Raw genomic sequence first — 21,377 nt, 5'->3', positions numbered from 1 at the left:
ATCATTCCCACGCTCTGCGTGGGAATGCAGCCCTGGACGCTCTGCGTCCGCTCAAGGTTAATGTGCCTCGCCGGCCTTCAGTCCGGCGGGCAATTTCTTGGTCAGCAAAATCGCCAACATGCTGATCCCCAGCGCAATCCCGACAAAATGAAACGCATCGTTGTAGGCCATGATCAGCGCCTGCTGATGAACGATCTCGCTCAACTTGCCCAACGCCGCCGTGTCACTGCCGAACCGATCGGTCATCGACGCCAGGCGTTCGGCAACCTGCGGATTGGTCGGCACCACCGCTTCACGCAGGTAATCGAAGTAGGTCTTGGTGCGCGCATCCAGCAGGGTGGCGAGCAGGGCGATGCCGATGGCACCGCCGAGGTTGCGCAGGATGTTGAACAGGCTCGATGCCGAACCCGCGTCCTGCGGCAGGATATATGCCGTGGCGATCAGCGAAATGGTCACCATGATCAGCGGCTGGCCCAGCGCCCGGATGATCTGAATCTGGTTGAACTGCGGCCCGGCGAAATCCGGGTTGAGCACCCCGGATGAAAAACTCGCCAGCCCGAACAGGCCGAATCCGATCGTGCACAGCCATTTCGGCGAGACGAATTTCATCAGTTTCGGCACCAGCGGAATCAGAAACAGCTGCGGCACGCCCATCCACATGATCACTTCGCCGATCTGCAGGGCGTTGTAGTTCTGAATCTGCGCCAGATACAGCGGCAGCAGATAGATCGAGCCGTACAGCCCAACGCCCATGCCGAGGCTGGAAATACTCGACAGCCCGAAATTGCGGTTGCGCAGGATGCCCAGGTTGATCAGCGGGTTGGGTTTGGAAATCTGCACGATGACGAAAGTGATCAAACTCAGCAGGGCGATGCTGCCCAACGTCACGATCAGGCTCGATTCCAGCCAGTCCTTGCGATGGCCTTCCTCAAGAAAAACCTGCAGGCAACCGAGGCCGATACCCAGGGTGAGAATGCCGGTGTAATCGGTGCTTTTCAGCAGCTCCCAATGCGCTTCTTTTTTCTCCAGGCCGTACATCAGCCCGGCGATCATGATCAGGCCCGGCGGGATGTTGATATAGAAGATGTATTCCCAGCCCCAGTTCTCCGTGAGCCAGCCGCCGAGGGTCGGTCCGATGGATGGGGCGAAGGTAGCGGTCATGGCGAACATCGCCATGCCTTTGGCCCGGTGGTGTTCGGGGAGTTTGATCAGGGTCAGGGTGAAGGCCAGCGGGATCAGCGCGCCACCGGTGAAGCCCTGCATGGCACGAAACACGATCATGCTCTCCAGGCTCCAGGCCATTGAGCACAGCAGCGACGAAATCAGAAACCCCAGCGACACCCACACTGCCAGCCGCCGTGCCGACAGCAACTGCACCAGCCAGGCGGTCAGCGGGATCATGATGATTTCCGCCACCAGATAAGACGTCGAAATCCACGAGCCTTCTTCCAGCGTCGCCGAGAGGGCGCCCTGAATATCCTTGAGCGAGGAGTTGGTGATCTGGATGTCGAGCACCGCCATGAAGGCGCCGAGCATCACGCTCATCACCGCAATCCAGTCCCGCCGGGTCGGTTCGCCGACCGGGCGGATCAGTGAATCACCGGCCATTGTCAGGGGCGTCTTTGATGTTCACGGTGGCGGTGACGGACATGCCCGGACGGATCTTGCCGTGCAGCGGGTTATCGGCCTTGAAGGTCAGCTTGACCGGAATCCGCTGCACGACCTTGGTGAAGTTGCCGGTGGCGTTGTCCGGCGGCAACAGGCTGAACTGCGCGCCGGAGGCGGCGAACAGGCTGTCGACCCGGGCCTCGATCGGCGTATCGCCGTAGGCATCGAAAAGCAGCTCGGCTTTCTGGCCCGGCTGCATGTGACCGATTTGGGTTTCCTTGAAATTGGCCTGCACCCAAATGTCTTCGTCCGGAACGATTGAAAGCAGATAGGCGCCGGCCTGCACCACCTGACCATTGCGCGCCGCGCGCTGGCCGATCAGGCCGCTGATCGGTGCGTGGATTTCACTGCGCGTCAGGTTCAGTTCGGCCTGGGCGAGGTCGGCGCGGGCGTTGGCGATCTGCGCGTCGAGGCGTTTGATTTCGGCCGTAAGTGCATTGACTTGCTGGCGCTGGCTCTGGGCATCGGCCTGGGCCTTGGCCACTTGCGAGCGAGCGATGTGGGCGTCGTCGGAAAGGGTGGTGACCCGCTCCTCGGAGACGTAGCCGGGTTTACGCAGGGTTTCTGCCCGCGACAAATCCATCTGCGAGCGCCCGAGGGTGGCTTGCGTGGTTGCCACTTGCGCATCGCTGGCGGCGATCAGGCTCGATTGCTGAGTCAATTTGCTCTGGGCCTGCAGGCGTTCGGCTTCGCGGGTGGCGAGGGCGGCATTGGCGCGATCGACAGCGAGGCGGAAATCATTCGGTTCGAGACGGATCAGCAACTGGCCTTTTTCCACATGCTGGTTGTCCTGCACCAGCACTTCCTCGATGCGTGCGCTCAACTGGCTCGACACGCGGGTGATTTCACCCTGGACATAGGCGTTGTCGGTGCTTTCATAAAAGCGTCCCTTGAAAAACCAATGGGCGAAAAAGCCCCCGGCAATCAGCAGGACCAGCAACAGGAAAATGAACAGGCGACGCTTGAGTTGGGCAGGCATGGGCAAACTGTAGTCGAGGAATTGTAAGGAAAGTTATCAGCAGGCGAATCTGGCACACAGCCGATGAGCGGTAAATGCCGTCTGTTGATATTCGGCCATTCACCACGGCCAACGGGCGTTCCAGACGCAACCTTGGCTTAAATGCCCTGCCCGCTGGAGCGGGGCGGGTGTCGCCTGTTACCATTCGCCGCTTGATCGTTCTTTGCTTTTCATTCTTTTCGAGACATGCCATGACCACCGTCCGCACTCGCATCGCGCCATCGCCTACCGGGGATCCCCACGTAGGTACCGCTTACATCGCACTGTTCAACTACTGCTTTGCCAAGCAGCACGGCGGTGAGTTCATCCTGCGGATCGAAGACACCGATCAGTTGCGTTCGACCCGCGAGTCCGAACAGCAGATCTTCGACGCCCTGCGCTGGCTGGGTATCGACTGGAGCGAAGGCCCGGACGTCGGCGGCCCGCACGGTCCTTACCGTCAGAGCGAGCGCGGCGATATCTACCAGAAGTACTGCCAGCAGCTGGTCGACATGGGCCACGCCTTCCCGTGCTTCTGCACCGCCGAAGAGCTGGACCAGATGCGCGCCGAGCAAATGGCTCGCGGCGAAACCCCGCGTTACGACGGCCGCGCGCTGCTGCTGTCCAAGGAAGAAGTCGCCCGTCGCCTGGCTGCCGGCGAGCCGCACGTGATCCGCATGAAGGTGCCGAGCGAAGGCGTCTGCGTGGTCCCGGACATGCTGCGTGGCGATGTCGAGATCCCGTGGGATCGCATGGACATGCAAGTGCTGATGAAGACCGACGGCCTGCCGACATATTTCCTGGCCAACGTAGTCGACGATCACCTGATGGGCATCACCCACGTGCTGCGTGGCGAAGAATGGCTGCCGTCGGCGCCGAAACTGATCCTGCTCTACGAGTACTTCGGCTGGGAACAACCGGAGCTGTGCTATATGCCGCTGCTGCGTAACCCGGACAAGAGCAAGTTGTCCAAGCGCAAGAACCCGACTTCGGTGACGTTCTACGAGCGCATGGGCTTCATGCCTGAGGCGATGCTCAACTACCTGGGCCGCATGGGCTGGTCGATGCCGGACGAGCGCGAGAAGTTCTCGCTGCAGGAAATGGTCGACAACTTCGATCTCAAGCGTGTGTCGCTGGGCGGGCCGATTTTCGATATCGAGAAGCTGTCGTGGCTCAACGGCCAGTGGTTGCGTGATCTGCCGGTGGAAGAGTTCGCCGCTCGCGTACAGAAGTGGGCGTTCAATTCCGAATACATGATGAAAATCGCGCCGCACGTTCAGGGCCGCGTCGAAACCTTCAGCCAGGTTGCACCGCTGGCCGGGTTCTTCTTCGCCGGTGGCGTGAACCCGGATGCCAAGCTGTTCGAATCGAAAAAGCTCTCGGGCGATCAGGTGCGTCAACTGATGCAGTTGATCCTGTGGAAGCTTGAGAGCCTGCGTCAGTGGGAGAAGGACAGCATCACCGCGACGATTCAGGCGGTGGTCGAATCCCTCGAGCTGAAGCTGCGTGATGCGATGCCGCTGATGTTTGCCGCGATTACCGGGCAGGCGAGTTCGGTGTCGGTGCTCGATGCAATGGAAATCCTCGGGCCGGACCTGACCCGTTTCCGTCTGCGCCAGGCGATTGACCTGCTGGGCGGCGTGTCGAAGAAAGAAAACAAAGAGTGGGAAAAGCTGTTGGGCGCCATCGCCTGATTGCGTTTGACTCTGCGGGACGCGCCGAAGGTCAGGATCTTTTGATCCTGTCCTTCGGTGTTTTCCCCCGAATTTACGGGGGGAGGGCGGTAAGTGATTGTAATGCCGACAAAAAATTTTGAATTTTTTCAAAAATAAGTTTGACAGCCTTTCGATACGCCCTTAAGATTCGCCCCGTCCTCAGCGATGACATCAACGATGAGGGGCTATAGCTCAGCTGGGAGAGCGCTTGCATGGCATGCAAGAGGTCGACGGTTCGATCCCGTCTAGCTCCACCAATTTACACTTCGGAGCCTGGCCACACCGGCTTCGAAGCGATCAACACTCAGCGTTGGTCAGTTGTATAGAAGGGTTTGCGTCCCCTTCGTCTAGTGGCCTAGGACACCGCCCTTTCACGGCGGTAACAGGGGTTCGAGTCCCCTAGGGGACGCCAGTTTTACAGAAGCGATGTTGCAAGATGTCGCTCCGCCGAGAGGCGAAAAATCCGGGGCTATAGCTCAGCTGGGAGAGCGCCTGCATGGCATGCAGGAGGTCAGCGGTTCGATCCCGCTTAGCTCCACCAATTTACAGTTCAAGGTCTGGCCACACCGGCCTTGAATCGATCAGTTCTCAGCGCTGATCAGTTGTATAGAAGGTTTGTGTCCCCTTCGTCTAGTGGCCTAGGACACCGCCCTTTCACGGCGGTAACAGGGGTTCGAGTCCCCTAGGGGACGCCACGATTACCCGCTCTGCGGGATTTTATAAGGGTCATTCAATTATTGAATGGCCCTTTTGTTTGTCTGGCGTTTGGCCAAATCCTCTTTTTCCTTAACACTGTGCTTCAGACCAGCGGTCACGCGTGTGACTTGCGGAATATTATTATGAGAATAATATTGCTATCGTAATATTCGGAGGCGACGATGAACGACAAGAAAGCTCAAACCCGCGAACGCATTCTCAAGGCCGCCAGTGCTGCACTGATCCAGCGCGGTCCGGCTGAACCGAGCGTGGGCGAAGTGATGGGTGCGGCCGGCCTGACCGTCGGCGGCTTCTATGCCCACTTCGAAAGCAAGGACGCCATGATGCTTGAGGCGTTCAAGCAATTGCTCGGTCGCCGTCGCGACCTGATTGCCGACATGGACAGCGAGCTGACCGGTGAAGAGCGCCGCGCCCTGGTGGCTGCGTTTTACCTGTCGCGCAAGCACCGCGATTCCAGCGATTCGGCCTGCCCGATTCCGGCCTCTATTGGCGAGTTGGGCCGTCTGCCGGAGGCCTTTCGGATTGCGTTGAACGAACACTTGGAATTGATGATTGCGCAGTTGGCCGCAGCGCCGGAAGACACCGACAAAGCGTTAGCCGACGTGGCCTTGATGGTGGGTGGCCTGGCGCTCGCGAGGGCGTTGGGTCCTGGGGATTTATCCGATCGATTGCTGCGCGCCGCCAAGTCGGCGGTGCGTTGACCTGAAGGCTGCAAGCCCGGGGAGAGAGCGATGAGCACGTTGAAGTGGGTTCGCGGCGTTAATGGCACCTTGGGCTGGTTCGCACCGAAACTGGTGGCGAGCAAAATGCGGTTGGCGTTCATGACGCCGCGCGTGAATAAACCGAGGGACTGGGAATTGCCGCTGCTGGCGAAATCCGAGCGCATTACCTTGCGTTTCGGTCTTTCGGCCCTGCGCTGGGGGCAAGGCCCGACTGTTTTGCTGATGCACGGCTGGGAAGGGCGGCCCACCCAGTTTGCCGCGTTGATCACGGCGCTGGTCGAAGCGGGCTACACCGTTGTCGCGCTGGATGGCCCGGCCCACGGTCGCTCGCCGGGGCGTGAAGCCAACGTGGTCCTGTTCGCTCGAGCGATGCTTGAAGCCGCTGCCGAATTGCCTCCGTTGCAGGCTGTCATCGGTCACTCCATGGGCGGCGCCAGCGCCATGCTGGCGGTGCAATTAGGATTGCGCACCGAAACCCTCGTGAGCATTGCCGCTCCGGCGCGAATTCTTGGTGTTTTGCGCGGGTTTGCCCGTTATGTCGGCATGCCGCCCAGAGCTCGCTCGGCGTTCATTCGGCAAGTTGAACAGGACGTCGGCATGCGCGCCGCCACCCTTGATGTCGCCCACTATCAACTGGATATGCCGGGCCTGATCGTGCATGCCGAGGACGACACCTTCGTCTCGGTCAAGGAATCCCAGCTGATCCACGAATCCTGGTTCGACAGTCGCTTGCTGCGCCTGGAAGCCGGCGGCCATCAACGCGTGCTGGCCGACCCTCGGGTGATTGATGGCGTGTTATCACTGCTGGCCGGGCGCAGCCTTCAGGCGCGGCAATCGGCGTAGTCATCCGTTACACTGCCCCGGTTGAATCATTTGACCGGGAGTAGGGCATGGGCTGGGATCGGGCAACGCCGTTTACCATTGATCTGCAAGTGGGCGCCGAGGACATCGACGGGTTGGGCCACGCCAACAACGCGGTCTATGTGACCTGGCTCGAGCGCTGCGCCTGGCGCCACTCACAGCGTCTGGGTCTGGATCTGGTCGAGTACCGGCGGCTGGATCGGGCGATGGCCGTGGTGCGACACGAAATCGATTACCTGGCCGCTGCCTACGAAGGCGATGAACTGCAACTGGCGACCTGGATCGTCGATTGGGATCAGCGCCTGAAAATGACCCGTCACTTCCAGCTGATCCGCCCCAGCGACAACGCCACGCTGCTGCGCGCCCAGACCACCTTCGTCTGCATCGAGCTGTCCACCGGCAGGCCCAAGCGCATGCCCGCCGAGTTCATCGAAGGCTACGGCCCGGCCATACAGACGGCGGACATGGGTTTAGCCCGCGAAACCCAGTAAACTGCCGCACGTTTTTCCTTGAGTGTGTGTTCCCCATGCAAATTGCTCTGGCGCCGATGGAAGGGTTGGTCGACGACATTCTGCGCGATGTCCTGACCCGTGTCGGCGGTATTGACTGGTGCGTGACCGAGTTCATTCGGGTCAACGACCAGTTGCTGACCCCGGCCTATTTCCACAAATTCGGCCCTGAACTGCTCAACGGTGCGCGCACCGCTTCCGGCGTGCCACTGCGCGTGCAGTTACTGGGTTCCGATCCGGTGTGCCTGGCGGAAAACGCGGCGCTGGCCTGCGAGCTGGGCTCTGAAGTGATCGACCTGAACTTCGGCTGCCCGGCCAAGACCGTCAACAAATCCCGTGGTGGCGCGGTACTGCTCAAGGAGCCGGAGCTGCTCAACCGGATCGTCGAGCACGTGCGTCGCGCCGTGCCCGCACATATTCCCGTTACCGCCAAGATGCGCCTGGGTTTTGACAGCCCGGACGGCTCGCTGGTGTGCGCCACGGCGCTGGCCGAGGGTGGCGCCGAGCACATCGTGGTTCACGCCCGCACCAAGGTCGACGGCTATAAGCCGCCGGCGCATTGGGAGTGGATTCCGCGCGTGCAGGACGTGGTCAAGGTGCCGGTGTTCGCCAACGGCGATATCTGGAGCGTCGAAGACTGGCGCCGCTGCCGGGAAATCAGCGGCGTCGAAGACATCATGCTCGGTCGTGGTCTGGTGTCGCGCCCGGATCTGGCCCGTCAGATCGCCGCTGCCCGTGCCGGTGAGGAGGTCGTCGAGATGACCTGGACCGAACTGATGCCACTGATCCAGGACTTCTGGCTGCAAGCCAAAGCGCAAATGACCGCTCGTCAATCACCGGGCCGTTTGAAACAGTGGCTGGCCATGCTGACCCGCAATTACCCCGAGGCCGTCGAGCTGTTTACCGTGCTGCGCCGGGAGACCGAGCCGGATCAGGTCTCGCGTTTACTGGGTTTGCCGGTCGCCGAAGCCGCCTGAAAAAAATCTTCAAACGATCTCTTGAAAACAAAACGCAGGTCCCTATCTAAGGGTTACGCGATGCCGAATTCGGGTCGCGGAGACAAAAAAACTTGCTGATTGTTTTCAGGAGATTTGAATCATGAGTACTGCATTTTCCCTCGCTCCACTGTTCCGTTCCTCGGTGGGTTTCGACCGTTTCAACGACCTGTTCGAAACTGCCCTGCGCAACGAGCCAGGCAGCACCTATCCGCCTTACAACGTGGAAAAACACGGTGACGATCAATACCGCATCGTCGTGGCGGCGGCCGGTTTCCAGGAAGAAGACCTGGAACTGCAAGTCGAAAAAGGCGTGCTGACCATCAGTGGCGGCAAGCGCGATGCCAACGAAGGCGTCACGTTCCTGCACCAGGGCATTGCCCAGCGTGCATTCAAGCTGTCCTTCCGTCTGGCCGATCACATCGAGATCAAGGCCGCCGGCCTGAGCAACGGTCTGTTGAGCATCGACCTGTTGCGCGTGATTCCGGAAGAGGCGAAAGCCAAGCGCATCCCGATCAACGGAGCGCAGCCGGCACTGCAGCACTGAGTCACTTGCAGAAACAAATCGTCTGAACGGGCGATAAGCCGCTGAATGAAGGCCCCGATACGTCGGGGCCTTTTTTTGTGGGCGCAGGAAAATGGCTGTTCGACTTTGCCGCCAGCGGCGGTTTCTCTACAATCCGCCGCAGTTTTGCCGACCCCATCCTTATCGGTCGGCCTGGAGCCTTTTTTCATGGACGATATTCAACAGCGCTGGCTGTGCGCCCTTTCTGCGCCAATGGCAGCGCTCAACACCGGCGCCGGGTATGACGACCCTGCCTTCTGCGACGACCGCTACATCGATCTGAAAGGCAGCTGGGGAATCGATGACCGGCGGCAATTGTTCGACATGCTCCAGTGGATGACGGACGACGGACATGCAAAGCACCTGAGTGGTGCCTATTTGGCATGGCAACGTTGTCTGCCGAGTGAATGGCAGCGCCTGCTCGAAGAGCTGAGCCCTCGCGAGCGGGTTCTGCATGAGTTTGCCAGTCGCACTTTCGGCGGTTGCGGTCCAGGAGGGATCTTGTCCTGGGATTACGGGCGAATGGGGTTTCTCTTGCGTTGCGCAGTGCGCAATCAGTGGATTGATCTGGCCGAAAGCAACTGGCTGCACAGCCGTTTAGCCGTCAGGGCGCAATTTCACTACGGTAGCTGGATGTCCTACTTCAATGGCTTTGTTGTGGGGCGTACGTTTTGGTGTTGCCTGGACACAAGCGACGACGAGCTGGCTTGCGAGCTGGAGCGGCAAGGGGACAGTGCTCATAACCTGCGGATCACCCGCGGCCTCGCCCAGAACATCCCGCACTTTCTGGCCGACCTGCCCTGGCACATGGAGATTGATCTGCTGCCCCGCCCTGCATCGCTCAAGGAGTTCGACTGGTCATGAGTTGCTGGATTCGACTGGGCATCGAGCCCACCTCCGACGAAACCCGGATTCGTGATGCCTACCGCGCATGTTTGCCGTCGCATCATCCGGAAACCGATCCTGAAGGATTTCAGGCGCTGCGCATGGCCTACGAAAACGCGTTGCGTCTGGCGCGTGAAGACGAGGAAGAAGCGCCCGAGGAAAAAACTGAAGAGTCAGGGCAGGAGGTTGTCGAGATCCCGCAGGCGTTCGCGGATTTCTGTGAGTTGCTTGACGATCCCGCGCGGCGTTTCAACTTCGAGGCGTGGCAGGCATTTGTCCGGGCGCTGGATGAGCTGTCGCTGGAACAGCTCGATGAACTCAGTTGGGGGCTCTACCACCGGATGGCCGATGCCGGCCCGCTGTCTTACCGCTGCGCGAATCTGTTGGCCAAGCGTATGGCGTGGCATCAGCAGTTACTGGATCTGGAGTTCAACGACGCGCATCGGGTGGAAGCCTTTTTGCAGCGAATCGAAACGCCTGACCCGTTCGATACCGATCTGATGAGCGCTTGGTCAGAGGCTGCGCAGACCGAAACACTCTGGTACGCACGCAGCCTCGACTTCATTTTCGCCAAGCGTCCACTCCATGAGTTTGCCGACTTCGCCGGTCAGCACACCTGTCTACCGTTGCCGGATGATGCTGCGTTCATCAAGCGTTTGCTGGTGCAGTTCACTCAGGCGGGCATCGGTGCATCGACATTTTTGCAGTGCTGCGTCGAAAAGCAGCTGGAAGCACCTGATGACGTGGACTGGCTTTACCTGTTGGCGTGTCAGAGCAGTCTGCTGGGGCGGGACGATCAGGCATTGCCGTGCTGGATCCGACTGTGGAACGAGTTCCGCCATCCGATGGCCGAAAGTCGTCTGCTGGAATTATGCGCCAAGCGGCAACCGACTTTTCTGCCTCTGCTGATTCAGGCGTTCGATTGTCTGGGCGATTTCTCCGAGTGGCCTGCGGATCTTGGGGATGACGCCCAGGTATACGGCAGTCCGTCACAACGCCCCGAGACGCTGAACCGTTGGTTGGGTGTTGGACGGTTGAAGCTCGATAGCCTGGCGCAAAGTTTTGTCGATTGGCGCATGACAGGCGATGAGCTCCCGTTGCTTGCCCAACTGCTGGGTGAGAATGCCGACAGCAGGCTGCTGCAACTGTACCGGCATGCCTGGGCGCTGCATCGCGGTGATGCGGTCTTGCTGCAGCGGATTCTGGATCAGCCGCTCCCGGTCGATGCGCTTGAATGCCTGGTGTTGAGCGGGTTCAAAGTTCAGGCCGGACAACATCTGCGCTGGTTGGAGAATGCGCCGATTGCGCAGGTGATGAGCGCCTTCCGCGAAGCGGATTCAACATCGGAGCAATTGCCGCAGGAACTGACAACAGGCGAGCTGCACAAGGTCTGTCGCCTGTGGCTGCGTCGCTTGCGGCCCTACAGTGACACCGCCCTGGAGCGCATCGCCGAAGCGTTCAGGTTGGGTGCCGTCAAAGACGACTGTGACCTGTCCGAACTCGATCTGCTTTTTCAGTTGAGCCGTCGCGGGATCGGGTTGCCGTCGGTCGGGCTGGGGGAGGCAGTGTGGGAGTGGCACGCTCAAACCATGTTTTTGCTGGCGTTGCTGGATCAGCCGGAACGTTGTCTGCAATTGATCGATGGGCAGTGCCTGGAGCGTCTGCCGTTCAGTCCGGCTCATCCCTTGAGCCGATTGCAGCCACTGTTGCGCCGTTTGCAACGCGAGCAAGGCAATTGCGACGGTTTACTGGGCTGGCTGCAAGGCAATGATCCGGTGCACGGCTTGTTGGTGCAGCAATTGTTCAGCGTTCAGCAGGCACTCGACAGCGCCCGATTGCCTGCCAACACCCTGCTTTACACCTGCATCGAAAGCGATCGCGCTGCATGTGGCGACGATCTGTTGGGGCTGTTGATGTTCTGGGGCGTGCTCTATCACGACCCGAGCCTGAGCGCCGAGCAGCATCGTGCCTTGCTGCAATCCATCGCGGCGGTCAGTTGCGAAGACGACTGGTTCGAAGGGTTTCGTGACGGCTTGATCAAAGGCGAGCCAGTGTGGCCGCCGCGCAAGGTGTTGACGGATTTCGGGGTCGACAAATTGTTGGCGTACGAGTCTCTCGATGCGCTCAAGGCCATGGTTCGCTATGGCGCTGCCGGAGTGCCGAAAACGCGAGTGCTGCGCCAATTGCAGCAGGGCAAGGATGACGTGAAGAACAGTATCGGCTTGCGCCTGGCGCTGTGTGCCTTGCTGTCCTGGTCGGAGCGTTTGATGCTGGCCAAAAGTGATATTCAGCCGGTGCCTGCTGGGGCGATCTGGCGCCTGGGGTCGCGGCTGGGGCGCAAGGCTTTTATCGCTCAGGTTCTGGGGTGTGTAGTGATTGCGCCGGTGGCAGCTCTGATCAGCGGTGCCACGTTCTTTGGCATTCTGATTCTGTTACTCAGTGTTCTGTTGTTATTCGGCGCCACTCTGCGTCGTTTGCACGACATGGGTCGAGGTTTGCCCACGTTGCTGATATTCATGGCCTTGTCGCCGATCTTGCCGTTCCTGCCGCTGCTGCTGTTCGGCTTTCCCGGTGACAAGTTGCCCAACCGATATGGCGTGCCACCGGACAGCGGCGCTGGCGAGATGCTGTCCGGTGGTCTGCAGGCTGCTCTGCGGCGACTCAACGGCTAGAGGCGCAGCTGGTCCAGAGCCTTGTTGAGCTCTGAGCGGTGGCTGGCGATCTCTGCCGGCTGCTGTCCGGCGAGTACCGTGGTGAAGTTGTGCAGCCACTCGGCAATGTGTTCGCGCTGCGTGCCCAGACTTTGCATCCATGCCCGCTCCAGACGGGCCAGCAGTGTGCGGTTGGGTAATGCATCGCGTGGATGGACCTTCAGCGTCGACAGTCGGTTATGGCTGTCTCTGCGCGCTTGTTCATCCAGCCCGGTGGGACTGCGATCGATGCTGTGGCTGTGGCGTTCGCCGGTCTCGAGCATCGTGACATCGACTTCGAGCAAGCCGTTGATGTCGTAACTGAAGCGTACGTCCAGCTCCTGAATGTTATCGGTGGGCGTCAAGGTGACATCGAAAGCGTCAATGAGGATGTTGTCACGTACCCACGGGCGCTCACCCTGATAAACGGCAATGCGCAGCAGCTCCTGTCGGGGGTGGGTTGTGTGGTAGCGCTCGACCCGTGACGTCGGAATGATGGTGTTGCGTTCGATGATCGGCGAAAAGGCGCCGTCGATGCCTTTGCCACGCATGGTTGCGATGCCCAGCGTGTAAGGGCAGACATCGGTCAGGATCAGCTCTTCGATCGCGCCATCGCGCGCCTTGCAGGCCGCTTGCGTGGCCGCACCCAGTGCAACGAGGGTGTCGGGATCAAGATGCCGGTAGGGCAGGCGTCCGAACAGGGTCGCGACCATCTGTTGTACCGCAGGCATCCGCGTTGCCCCACCCACCAGCACCAGACTGTCAAGATCCCGTGGTTTCAGGCGCGCATCGCGCAGGGCCTGTTCGATCGGCGCGCGCAGCCGCGCCAGCAATGGTTCCCAGATCTTCACGGCAGCGGGTTCGTCCAGCGACCACTCGTACAGTTTGTCGGCATGGCGCCAGCTCAAAGATTGAGGGCCTTCGCCGAGTTTGCATTTGAGTTGTTCCAGGGCATCGCCCAGGCTGGCCATGCCTTGCGGATCTATCATCGACGGGGTCAATTGCCAGTTTTTCAGACAGGCATTCAATAGTGCATCGGTAAAGTCTTCGCCCCCCAAAAAGTTGTCCCCGGTGGACGCATGCACTTCAATCAGCGGCAATGCATATTCCAGCACCGTGACATCGAACGTCCCGCCGCCCAGATCGAAGATCAGCGTGCGTTCGAATTTCTGCTCGTGCAGCCCATACGCCATCGCGGCGGCGGTCGGCTCGTTGATCAGTCGGGAAACCTTCAGGCCTGCCAGTTCGGCGGCAAACAGGGTGCGTTTGCGTTGTTCGTCACTGAAATACGCCGGCACGGAAATCACCGCTTCAGCCACCGGGTGGCCGAGAAAAGCCTCGGCGTCCTGCTTGAGTGAGCCAAGTACCAATGCCGATAACTCTTCCGGGCTGAAGGTTTGTGTGCCGAGGTCGATCTGCCTGTCGCTGCCCATGAAGCGCTTGAACGCGGCGGCTGTACGTTCCGGGTGGGTTGTCAGGCGTGCGCGTGCAGCCTTGCCGACCAGGATGGTCTCGTCTTCATCGAGGCTGACCACCGACGGGGTCAGTACGTCGCCGAGGGCGTTGGGAATCAATCGGGCCTGACCGTCCTGCCACACGGCGATCAAACTGTTGGTGGTGCCAAGGTCAATGCCCAGCAGGGCCGGGCGGGGGAGGGTTGCATCCTGCATGATCGATCTCGAAACAGCGCGAAAAAACGCGACCCTACAGGTTGCCGCCAACCCTGGCAATTACCGGCCTGGGTCAATACTTGCGACAAGCAATCGCAGGTGTCGGGTCATTCCAGCAATCCCTTCAATCCCTCCAGCGGCAACGGCCGACTGTGCAGATAACCCTGATACAAATGGCAGCCCAACCCTTGAAGGAAGGCCAGCTGTTCCGGGGTTTCCACGCCTTCGGCGATCACTTCCAGTTCCAGGCTGCGGGCCATGGCGACGATGGCGCGGATGATTTCGGCGTCGTTGGGGTCGGTGGTGGCGTCGCGGATGAATGACTGATCGATCTTCAGCGTGTCCACCGGCAGTCGTTTCAGGTACGTCAGCGATGAATAGCCGGTGCCGAAATCGTCCATGGCAAAACTCACGCCGAGTTTTTTCAGGCGGCGCATTTTGCTGATGGTGTCTTCCAGGTTCTGGATGACGATGCCTTCGGTGATTTCCAGTTTCAGCAGCGAGCAGGGCAGACCGTGGCTGCTCATGCTGTGTTCGATGCGCTCGACGAAGTCGTTCTGGCGGAACTGCCGGGGGCTGATGTTCACGCACAGGCTGAAGGCCAGAGGGTCGATCAGCTTTTCGGCGATCAATTGTTTGAAGGCTTCGCACGCCTCGTCGAGGATCCAGGTGCCGACTTCCAGAATCAGTCCGCTGTCCTCCAGCACCTTGATGAATTCGGTAGGCGATTGCGCGCCGAGTTCCGGGTGATTCCAGCGTACCAGGGCTTCGGCGCCGATGATGCGGTTGTCCTGGGCGTCGATTTGCGGTTGGTAATGCACGTCGAATTCGCCCCGGGCCAGCGCCAGACGCAGGTCGGTCTCCATGCGCAGCCGTTCGCTGGCCGCTTTCTGCATGGTGTTGTGATACATCTGCGTGGTGTTGCGCCCCGAATCCTTGGCGCGGTACAGCGCAATGTCGGCGCGCTTTAGCAGGTCGGTCGGGGTCGAACCGTGATCGGGAATCAGCGCCACGCCGATGCTCGGCGTCACTTGCAGGCGCTGGCCGTCGAGGAACATCGGCTCCGACAGCAACTCGCGAATGGTGTCGGCCAACTCGCGTACCTGAACGCTGACTTCGTTGCGCGTGCCCTCCAGGCCACTGAGCAGCACCACGAATTCATCGCCACCGAGCCGCGCCACGGTGTCTTCCATGCGCACGCTGGCTTCAAGCCGTGCGGTGATGATTTTCAGCACCGTGTCGCCGACCGGGTGCCCCAGCGAGTCGTTGATGTGCTTGAAGTGATCCAGGTCGAGAAACAGCAGCGCCCCGCGCAGGTTGTGGCGCTTGAGCAGGGCGATCTGCTGGCTCAGGCGATCCATCAGCAGTGCGCGGTTGGGCAGGTTGGTCAGCGGGTCGTGATAGGCCAGATGGCGGATCTGCGCTTCGGCGTTCTTCAGCAGGCTGACGTCCCGGGCGGTCAACAGCAGACAGGCGGTTTCGTTGAGAGTGATCGGTTCGACCGAGACTTCCACTGTCAGGATCTCGCCACGCTTGTTGCGCCCGAGCATTTCCTGATGGTGCACGCGGCCCTTGATCTGTAGCTCGGCGAGCAGTGCTGAACGCTGTTTTTCCTCGGCCCAGATGCCGACCTGATACACGGTTTTGCCCACCACTTCGTCCGCGCGGTAGCCGGTCAGGCGGCAGAAGCCGTCGTTGACCTCCAGATAGCGCCCGGTGTCGCGCTCGGTGATGGTGATCGCGTCGGGACTGGAGTGAAACGCCTTGGCGAACTTCTCTTCGCTGGCCTTGAGCGCCGCTTCCGAGCGCTGTTGCTGGGTGATGTCGCGCAGCGTGGTGACGATGCACGGCTGGTTGCCGACGCTGATCTGACGGCTGGAAATCACGCAGGTCAGCGACTGGCCGTCCTTGTGCTGGACGATGATCGCGACATTGCTCAGGCCCTGTTCGCGGATCACCCGTTCGATGCGTTGCAGGCTTTTCGCCGAGGCGTCCCACAAGCCGATTTCCTCGGCGGTGTGGCCGATCACATCGCTGGCGCTCCAGCCGAAGGTCTGGGAAAAGCTGGAGTTGATCTCGATGAATTCCCCGGTTTCCTGGCGCGTGACGCAGATCGGGTCGGGGCTGACCTGGAACAGCGTGGCGAATTTCTCTTCCGAAGCCACCAACCGTTGTTCGCGCTCGACCTGATCGGTGATGTCCAGCAGGGTGCCGGCCATCCGCAGCGGTACGCCGTTGTCGTCGCGATAGAGGCGGGCGCGGCTTTCCAGATAGCGCGAGCTGCCGTCCGGCAGTTGCACGCGGTAAGTCAGTTGATAATTGCCCGCCGGGCCTTCGCGCAGGCTGCGATAGGCGTCGCGCATGCTGTCGCGTTCTTCGCCGGGGACGCCCTCGAAAAACTCTTCAAAGGATTCATGGAACGGTTTCGGCTCCAGGCCGTGTAATTGCGCAGCGCGGGCCGAGCCGTAGAGCATGCCGCTGGGAATGTGCCAGTCCCAGGTGCCGAGTTGCGCCGAATCCAGCGCCAGGTCGAGGCGTTCCTGGCTGTCTTTCAGGGCATGTTCGGCGGCTTTGCGTTCGGTGGTGTCGAGAAAGGTGCTGAGCAGGTAAGGCTGGCCTTCGAGTTCGACCTTTTGCGCACTGAGGATGCCGTCGTGAATCTGGCCATTGCTGGCGCGGAACTGCACCTCCATGCTGACCAGTTCGCCCTTGGCCTTGGTCTTCTTGACCAGTTCCGCCCGCTGCTCGGGATGCACCCACAGGCCCAGTTCCAGGGTGGTGCGCCCGATGGCGCTCTGCACCGGCCAGCCGAACAGGCTTTCGAAATACTGGTTGGCCTCGCTGATCAGGCCGTCTTCCTGGCGGGTCAGCAGTACCATGTTCGGGCACAGATGAAACAGTGTCGCAAAACGTTTCTCCGAACTGCTGAGGGCCTGTTCCCGTTGCCGCTGGTGGGTGATTTCGCGGATCACCCCGATCATTCGGGGTCGACCGTGTTTGTCGGGGAGCAGGCTTCCGTTGATCTCCAGCCAGTGCAGGCTGCCGTCGGGCCAGCGGATGCGATGGTGCATTGCCTGTTCCAGTGGCGCGCCGGCAATCACCGCGTGGAAGGCGCGGATGGTTTTCGCCCGGTCTTCAGGTGGCAGCAGGTCGAGGTATTCCAGGTCTTCGGGCAGCGGTTGCCGAGGATCAAAGCCGAACAAGGCCTGAGTGCCGCGTGACCAGCTGATCTGCCCGCGCTCGATATCCCAGTACCAGGCGCCGAGCCGGGCACCGTTGAGCGCCGCGAGCAATTGCGGCGCGCTCTCCCAGCTCTGCTCGGATCGCCGTGGATCAATGGCCTGAATACGCGGCATCGGCGGAATACGGTCAACAGATTTCGGCATTGTTAAGGGGCCTTGAGCTGATTTGGGCGTTTGGCACAGGGGCGGCAGCTCTATAGGAGTAGCACAAGTTAGCCGAGAGTCCCTGGCAGATCGATTTGAGCGTCCAGCAGGGCCATAAACGCCCGTGCAGCATTCGACAGCGTCCTTTCAGTGTGCAGGATATAGCCTAGCTGGCGACTGAGCTGTATGCCCGGCAAAGGTATGCGCGCCACCTGTTCATCGAGCATGGTGCGCGGCAAAACGCTCCAGGCCAGGCCGATCGACACCATCATCTTGATGGTTTCCAGGTAATTGGTGCTCATGGCGATGTTCGGCGTCAGGCCCTGAGCCTCGAACAGACGTTGGACAATATGGTGAGTAAAGGTGTTGCCGCCGGGGAAAACCGCCGGATGGCCGGCAATGTCCGCCAACGTGACGGCGCCGTTGCTGATCAATGAATGTTCCGGGGCCACCACGAAATCCAGCGGGTCGTCCCAGACGGGCGTGGCCTTGACCAGCGTATGCGGCTCCGGCGCGAGGGTGATGACCGCCAGTTCCGCCCGGCCGTGGAGAATTTCCTCGTAGGCCACTTCCGAATCGAGAAACTGAATATCCAGCGCCACCTGTGGGTAGCGGCGGGTGTATTCCCTCAATAATGGCGGCAGACGGTGCAGACCGATGTGGTGACTGGTGGCCAGGGTCAGGCGGCCGGTGACTTCGCCGGTCAGGTTGGTCAGGGCGCGGCGCGTGTCGTCGAGCACGTTGAGAATCTGGTAAGCCCGTGGCAGCAGGGCCCGACCAGCCTCGGTCAGGCCCACTTCACGACCGAGCCGGTCGAACAGCCGCACATTCAATTGCTGCTCCAGGCCGGCGATGCGTTTGCTGATCGCCGGTTGCGTCAGGTGCAGCCGTTCGCCGGCACCGGAGAAGCTTCCGGTCTCGGCAATCGCGATAAAAGCATTGAGGTTGGCCAGGTCCATGTTCGTATTCCAGTTGGTTATCCAAAGCATAAAAAATATGAATTTGAGTTATTTAATCTAACCCCATAGGATCGGCCTCACAAGCCAAAGGGTTATTGATAAGCCCAGGGCATAGAAACAAGCTGATGAGGAACCGTCTGATGGCCGGCAAAACGCTCTACGACAAGCTCTGGGATTCGCATTTGGTCAAGCAGCGCGACGATGGCTCGGCGCTGATCTATATCGATCGTCACATCATCCACGAAGTGACCTCGCCGCAAGCCTTTGAAGGCCTGCGTCTGGCCGGACGCAAGCCGTGGCGCATCGATGCCAACATCGCCACCCCGGACCACAACGTACCGACCACCCCGGAGCGCAAGGGCGGCATCGAAGCCATTGCCGACCAGGTCTCGCGTTTGCAGGTTCAGACCCTCGACGACAACTGCGATGAATACGGCATCGTCGAATTCAAGATGAACGACGTGCGCCAGGGCATCGTTCATGTGATCAGCCCGGAGCAGGGCGCGACCTTGCCGGGCATGACCGTGGTCTGCGGCGACTCGCACACCTCGACCCACGGCGCGTTCGGCGCCCTGGCTCACGGGATCGGCACTTCAGAGGTCGAGCACGTGCTCGCCACCCAGTGCCTGGTCGCCAAGAAAATGAAGAACATGCTGGTGCGCGTCGAAGGCCAGTTGCCATTCGGCGTGACCGCCAAGGACATCGTCCTCGCGGTGATCGGCAAGATCGGCACCGCCGGCGGTAATGGCCATGCCATCGAATTCGCCGGCAGCGCGATTCGCGACCTGTCCATCGAAGGCCGCATGACCATCTGCAACATGTCCATCGAAGCCGGCGCCCGCGTGGGCCTGGTAGCGGCGGACCAGAAGACCGTGGATTACGTCAACGGTCGTCCGTTCGCACCGAAAGGCGCCGAGTGGGATCTGGCTGTCGAGTCCTGGAAAGACCTGGTGTCCGACGCCGACGCGCATTTCGACACCGTGGTCGAGCTCGACGCCGCGCAGATCAAGCCGCAGGTCAGCTGGGGCACTTCGCCGGAAATGGTCTTGGCCGTTGATCAGAACGTGCCGGACCCGGCTAAAGAGATGGATCTGGTCAAACGCGACTCGATCGTCCGCGCCTTGAAATACATGGGTTTGACCGCCAATCAGGCGATCACTGACATTCAGCTCGACCGCGTATTCATCGGCTCCTGCACCAACTCGCGGATCGAAGACTTGCGCGCTGCGGCGATGATCGCCAAGGGTCGCAAGGTTGCGTCGACCATCAAGCAGGCCATCGTCGTGCCGGGCTCGGGTCTGGTGAAGGCCCAGGCCGAGGCCGAAGGTCTGGACAAGATCTTCCTCGAAGCCGGTTTCGAATGGCGCGAGCCGGGTTGCTCGATGTGTCTGGCGATGAACCCGGACCGTTTGGAGTCCGGCGAACATTGCGCCTCGACCTCCAACCGTAACTTCGAAGGCCGTCAGGGCGCCGGTGGCCGTACCCACCTCGTCAGCCCGGCCATGGCCGCTGCGGCGGCGGTGAACGGTCGTTTCATCGACGTTCGTGAATTGATCTAAAGGAGCGCAGCATGAAAGCTTTTACCCAGCACACTGGTCTCGTCGCGCCTCTGGATCGTGCCAACGTCGACACCGACCAGATCATTCCGAAGCAGTTTCTGAAGTCGATCAAGCGCACCGGTTTCGGCCCGAACCTGTTCGACGAGTGGCGTTACCTCGATGTGGGTCAGCCGTATCAGGACAACTCCAAGCGTCCGCTGAACAAGGAGTTCGTGCTCAACGCCGAGCGTTATCAAGGCGCCAGCGTGTTGCTGGCCCGCGAGAACTTCGGCTGCGGCTCCAGCCGTGAACACGCGCCGTGGGCGCTGGAAGAATACGGTTTCCGCAGCATCATCGCGCCGAGCTATGCCGACATCTTCTTCAACAACAGCTTCAAGAACGGCTTGCTGCCGATCATCTTGAGCGATGCCGAAGTCGACGAGCTGTTCAAGCAGGTCGAAGCCGCGCCGGGCTATCAGTTGCAGATCGATCTGCACGAGCAGACCGTCACCAGCCCGAACGGCAAGGTCTACCGCTTCGAGATCGACGCTTTCCGCAAACACTGCCTGCTCAACGGCCTGGACGACATCGGCTTGACCTTGCAGGACGGCGATGCGATTGCCGCGTTCGAAGCCAAACATCGCGCTAGCCAGCCGTGGTTGTTCCGCGACGCGTGAATCTGAAAGGTTGAAACCCAGAAAAGGACGTACCCATGACCAGCACCGCCCAGCACAGTCAGGTTGTACAGAAGCAATTCGGTGAACAGGCCGCCGCCTACCTGAGCAGCGCCGTTCACGCTCAAGGCACTGAATTTGCGCTGCTGCAGGCTGAGTTGGCGGGGCAGGGCGAGGCGCGGGTGCTGGACCTGGGTTGCGGCGCCGGGCACGTGAGTTTTCACGTTGCCCCGTTGGTGAAAGAAGTGGTGGCCTACGACCTGTCGCAGCAGATGCTCGACGTGGTGGCCGCCGCTGCTGTTGATCGCGGTTTGAGCAATGTGTCCACGGTCAACGGCGCCGCCGAGCGTCTGCCGTTTGCCGATGGCGAATTCGACTTCGTGTTCAGCCGCTATTCGGCGCACCATTGGAGCGATCTCGGTGTGGCCTTGCGCGAAGTGCGTCGGGTGCTGAAGCCGGGTGGCGTGGCGGCGTTCATCGATGTGCTGTCGCCGGGCAGTCCGCTGTTCGACACCTATTTGCAGAGCGTCGAAGTGCTGCGCGATACCAGCCATGTACGCGATTATTCGGCCGGTGAGTGGTTGCGCCAGGTCAGCGAGGCCGGTCTGCACACCCGCAGCACCACGCGTCAGCGCCTGCGTCTGGAGTACAACAGCTGGGTCGAGCGCATGCGCACGCCAGAGGTGCTGCGCGCCGCGATCCGCCAGTTGCAGCAGTCGATGGGCAACGAAGTGCGCGAATATTTTGAGATTGAGGCCGATGGTTCGTTCAGTACAGACGTACTGGTGCTCTGGGCTGAAAAGTAATCCTGAAACGATAAGTATTT

16 protein-coding genes and 4 tRNA genes are annotated in these 21,377 nt (G+C 60.5%); 15 read left to right on the top strand and 5 right to left on the bottom strand.

What is annotated here, in order from left to right:
- Positions 1 to 57 precede the first annotated feature (57 nt).
- Both CAF80_RS21210 and CAF80_RS21205 read right to left on the bottom strand, forming a co-directional pair.
- Entirely contained in the window at positions 58 to 1,548 is a 1,491-nt protein-coding gene (locus CAF80_RS21210; RefSeq protein ID WP_170844900.1) for an MDR family MFS transporter, read from the bottom strand.
- 49 nt (positions 1,549 to 1,597) lie between these two features.
- A complete protein-coding gene (locus CAF80_RS21205; RefSeq protein WP_085667877.1) occupies positions 1,598 to 2,647 on the bottom strand; it encodes an HlyD family secretion protein in 1,050 nt (349 codons plus the stop codon).
- A gap of 230 nt (positions 2,648 to 2,877) precedes the next feature.
- Here CAF80_RS21205 and gltX point away from each other — a divergent pair, with 230 nt between their 5' ends.
- The 12 genes from gltX to CAF80_RS21145 all read left to right on the top strand — a co-directional run bounded on the left by gltX (position 2,878) and on the right by CAF80_RS21145 (position 12,306).
- Positions 2,878 to 4,359: a glutamate--tRNA ligase gene (gene gltX, locus CAF80_RS21200; protein WP_007956429.1), complete on the top strand. Its 1,482-nt coding sequence runs from the start codon at positions 2,878 to 2,880 to the stop codon at positions 4,357 to 4,359.
- Between the two features lie 202 nt (positions 4,360 to 4,561).
- Positions 4,562 to 4,637, top strand: a tRNA-Ala gene (locus CAF80_RS21195).
- A 79-nt stretch (positions 4,638 to 4,716) separates the two neighbouring features.
- Positions 4,717 to 4,792: transfer RNA gene (locus tag CAF80_RS21190), tRNA-Glu, on the top strand.
- A gap of 53 nt (positions 4,793 to 4,845) precedes the next feature.
- A tRNA-Ala gene (locus CAF80_RS21185) sits at positions 4,846 to 4,921 on the top strand.
- Between the two features lie 78 nt (positions 4,922 to 4,999).
- A tRNA-Glu gene (locus tag CAF80_RS21180) sits at positions 5,000 to 5,075 on the top strand.
- A gap of 183 nt (positions 5,076 to 5,258) precedes the next feature.
- Positions 5,259 to 5,798 carry a TetR/AcrR family transcriptional regulator gene (locus CAF80_RS21175; protein ID WP_039770145.1) on the top strand — a complete coding sequence of 180 codons (540 nt, stop codon included), beginning with the start codon at positions 5,259 to 5,261 and terminating at the stop codon, positions 5,796 to 5,798.
- A 30-nt stretch (positions 5,799 to 5,828) separates the two neighbouring features.
- A complete protein-coding gene (locus CAF80_RS21170; RefSeq protein WP_085612829.1) occupies positions 5,829 to 6,662 on the top strand; it encodes an alpha/beta fold hydrolase in 834 nt (277 codons plus the stop codon).
- 47 nt (positions 6,663 to 6,709) lie between these two features.
- Positions 6,710 to 7,171, top strand: coding sequence for a thioesterase family protein (locus CAF80_RS21165; RefSeq protein ID WP_039770148.1), 462 nt, complete (start codon positions 6,710 to 6,712; stop codon positions 7,169 to 7,171).
- 35 nt (positions 7,172 to 7,206) lie between these two features.
- Positions 7,207 to 8,166 (top strand): tRNA-dihydrouridine synthase, encoded by a 960-nt coding sequence (locus CAF80_RS21160; RefSeq protein ID WP_085667876.1) that lies wholly within the window; start codon positions 7,207 to 7,209, stop codon positions 8,164 to 8,166.
- Positions 8,167 to 8,287: 121 nt separating this feature from the next.
- Positions 8,288 to 8,731 carry an Hsp20 family protein gene (locus tag CAF80_RS21155; RefSeq protein WP_011333344.1) on the top strand — a complete coding sequence of 148 codons (444 nt, stop codon included), beginning with the start codon at positions 8,288 to 8,290 and terminating at the stop codon, positions 8,729 to 8,731.
- Between the two features lie 186 nt (positions 8,732 to 8,917).
- The gene (locus CAF80_RS21150) at positions 8,918 to 9,613 is read left to right on the top strand and encodes a DUF1266 domain-containing protein (protein WP_039770152.1); all 696 of its coding nucleotides are present in this window, start codon (positions 8,918 to 8,920) and stop codon (positions 9,611 to 9,613) included.
- Positions 9,610 to 12,306 (top strand): J domain-containing protein, encoded by a 2,697-nt coding sequence (locus CAF80_RS21145; protein WP_074687684.1) that lies wholly within the window; start codon positions 9,610 to 9,612, stop codon positions 12,304 to 12,306. The genes CAF80_RS21150 and CAF80_RS21145 overlap by 4 nt, the downstream gene beginning before the upstream one ends.
- Here the strand turns inward: CAF80_RS21145 and CAF80_RS21140 are convergent.
- From CAF80_RS21140 to CAF80_RS21130, 3 genes are all read right to left on the bottom strand, one after another.
- Positions 12,303 to 13,994: a molecular chaperone HscC gene (locus CAF80_RS21140; RefSeq protein WP_085667875.1), complete on the bottom strand. Its 1,692-nt coding sequence runs from the start codon at positions 13,992 to 13,994 to the stop codon at positions 12,303 to 12,305. The genes CAF80_RS21145 and CAF80_RS21140 overlap by 4 nt on opposite strands.
- Before the next feature lie 107 nt (positions 13,995 to 14,101).
- The gene (locus CAF80_RS21135; protein ID WP_085667874.1) at positions 14,102 to 17,380 is read right to left on the bottom strand and encodes a bifunctional diguanylate cyclase/phosphodiesterase; all 3,279 of its coding nucleotides are present in this window, start codon (positions 17,378 to 17,380) and stop codon (positions 14,102 to 14,104) included.
- Positions 17,381 to 17,448: 68 nt separating this feature from the next.
- Positions 17,449 to 18,339, bottom strand: coding sequence for a LysR family transcriptional regulator (locus tag CAF80_RS21130; protein ID WP_007956444.1), 891 nt, complete (start codon positions 18,337 to 18,339; stop codon positions 17,449 to 17,451).
- Positions 18,340 to 18,479: 140 nt separating this feature from the next.
- Here CAF80_RS21130 and leuC point away from each other — a divergent pair, with 140 nt between their 5' ends.
- The 3 genes from leuC to CAF80_RS21115 are packed head-to-tail and all read left to right on the top strand — an operon-like array spanning position 18,480 to position 21,357.
- On the top strand, positions 18,480 to 19,898 hold the full coding sequence (gene leuC, locus CAF80_RS21125) for a 3-isopropylmalate dehydratase large subunit (RefSeq protein ID WP_085667873.1): 1,419 nt from the start codon (positions 18,480 to 18,482) through the stop codon (positions 19,896 to 19,898).
- 11 nt (positions 19,899 to 19,909) lie between these two features.
- Entirely contained in the window at positions 19,910 to 20,554 is a 645-nt protein-coding gene (gene leuD, locus CAF80_RS21120; RefSeq protein ID WP_007956446.1) for a 3-isopropylmalate dehydratase small subunit, read from the top strand.
- A 35-nt stretch (positions 20,555 to 20,589) separates the two neighbouring features.
- The gene (locus CAF80_RS21115) at positions 20,590 to 21,357 is read left to right on the top strand and encodes a class I SAM-dependent methyltransferase (RefSeq protein WP_074687687.1); all 768 of its coding nucleotides are present in this window, start codon (positions 20,590 to 20,592) and stop codon (positions 21,355 to 21,357) included.
- Positions 21,358 to 21,377: the final 20 nt, after the last annotated feature.

This window comes from Pseudomonas sp. B34(2017) (assembly GCF_002112915.1).
Lineage (GTDB): Bacteria > Pseudomonadota > Gammaproteobacteria > Pseudomonadales > Pseudomonadaceae > Aquipseudomonas > Aquipseudomonas pharyngis.
Note: the sequence above shows the minus strand (reverse complement) of the source record. Positions and strands in the feature narration are given on the sequence as shown.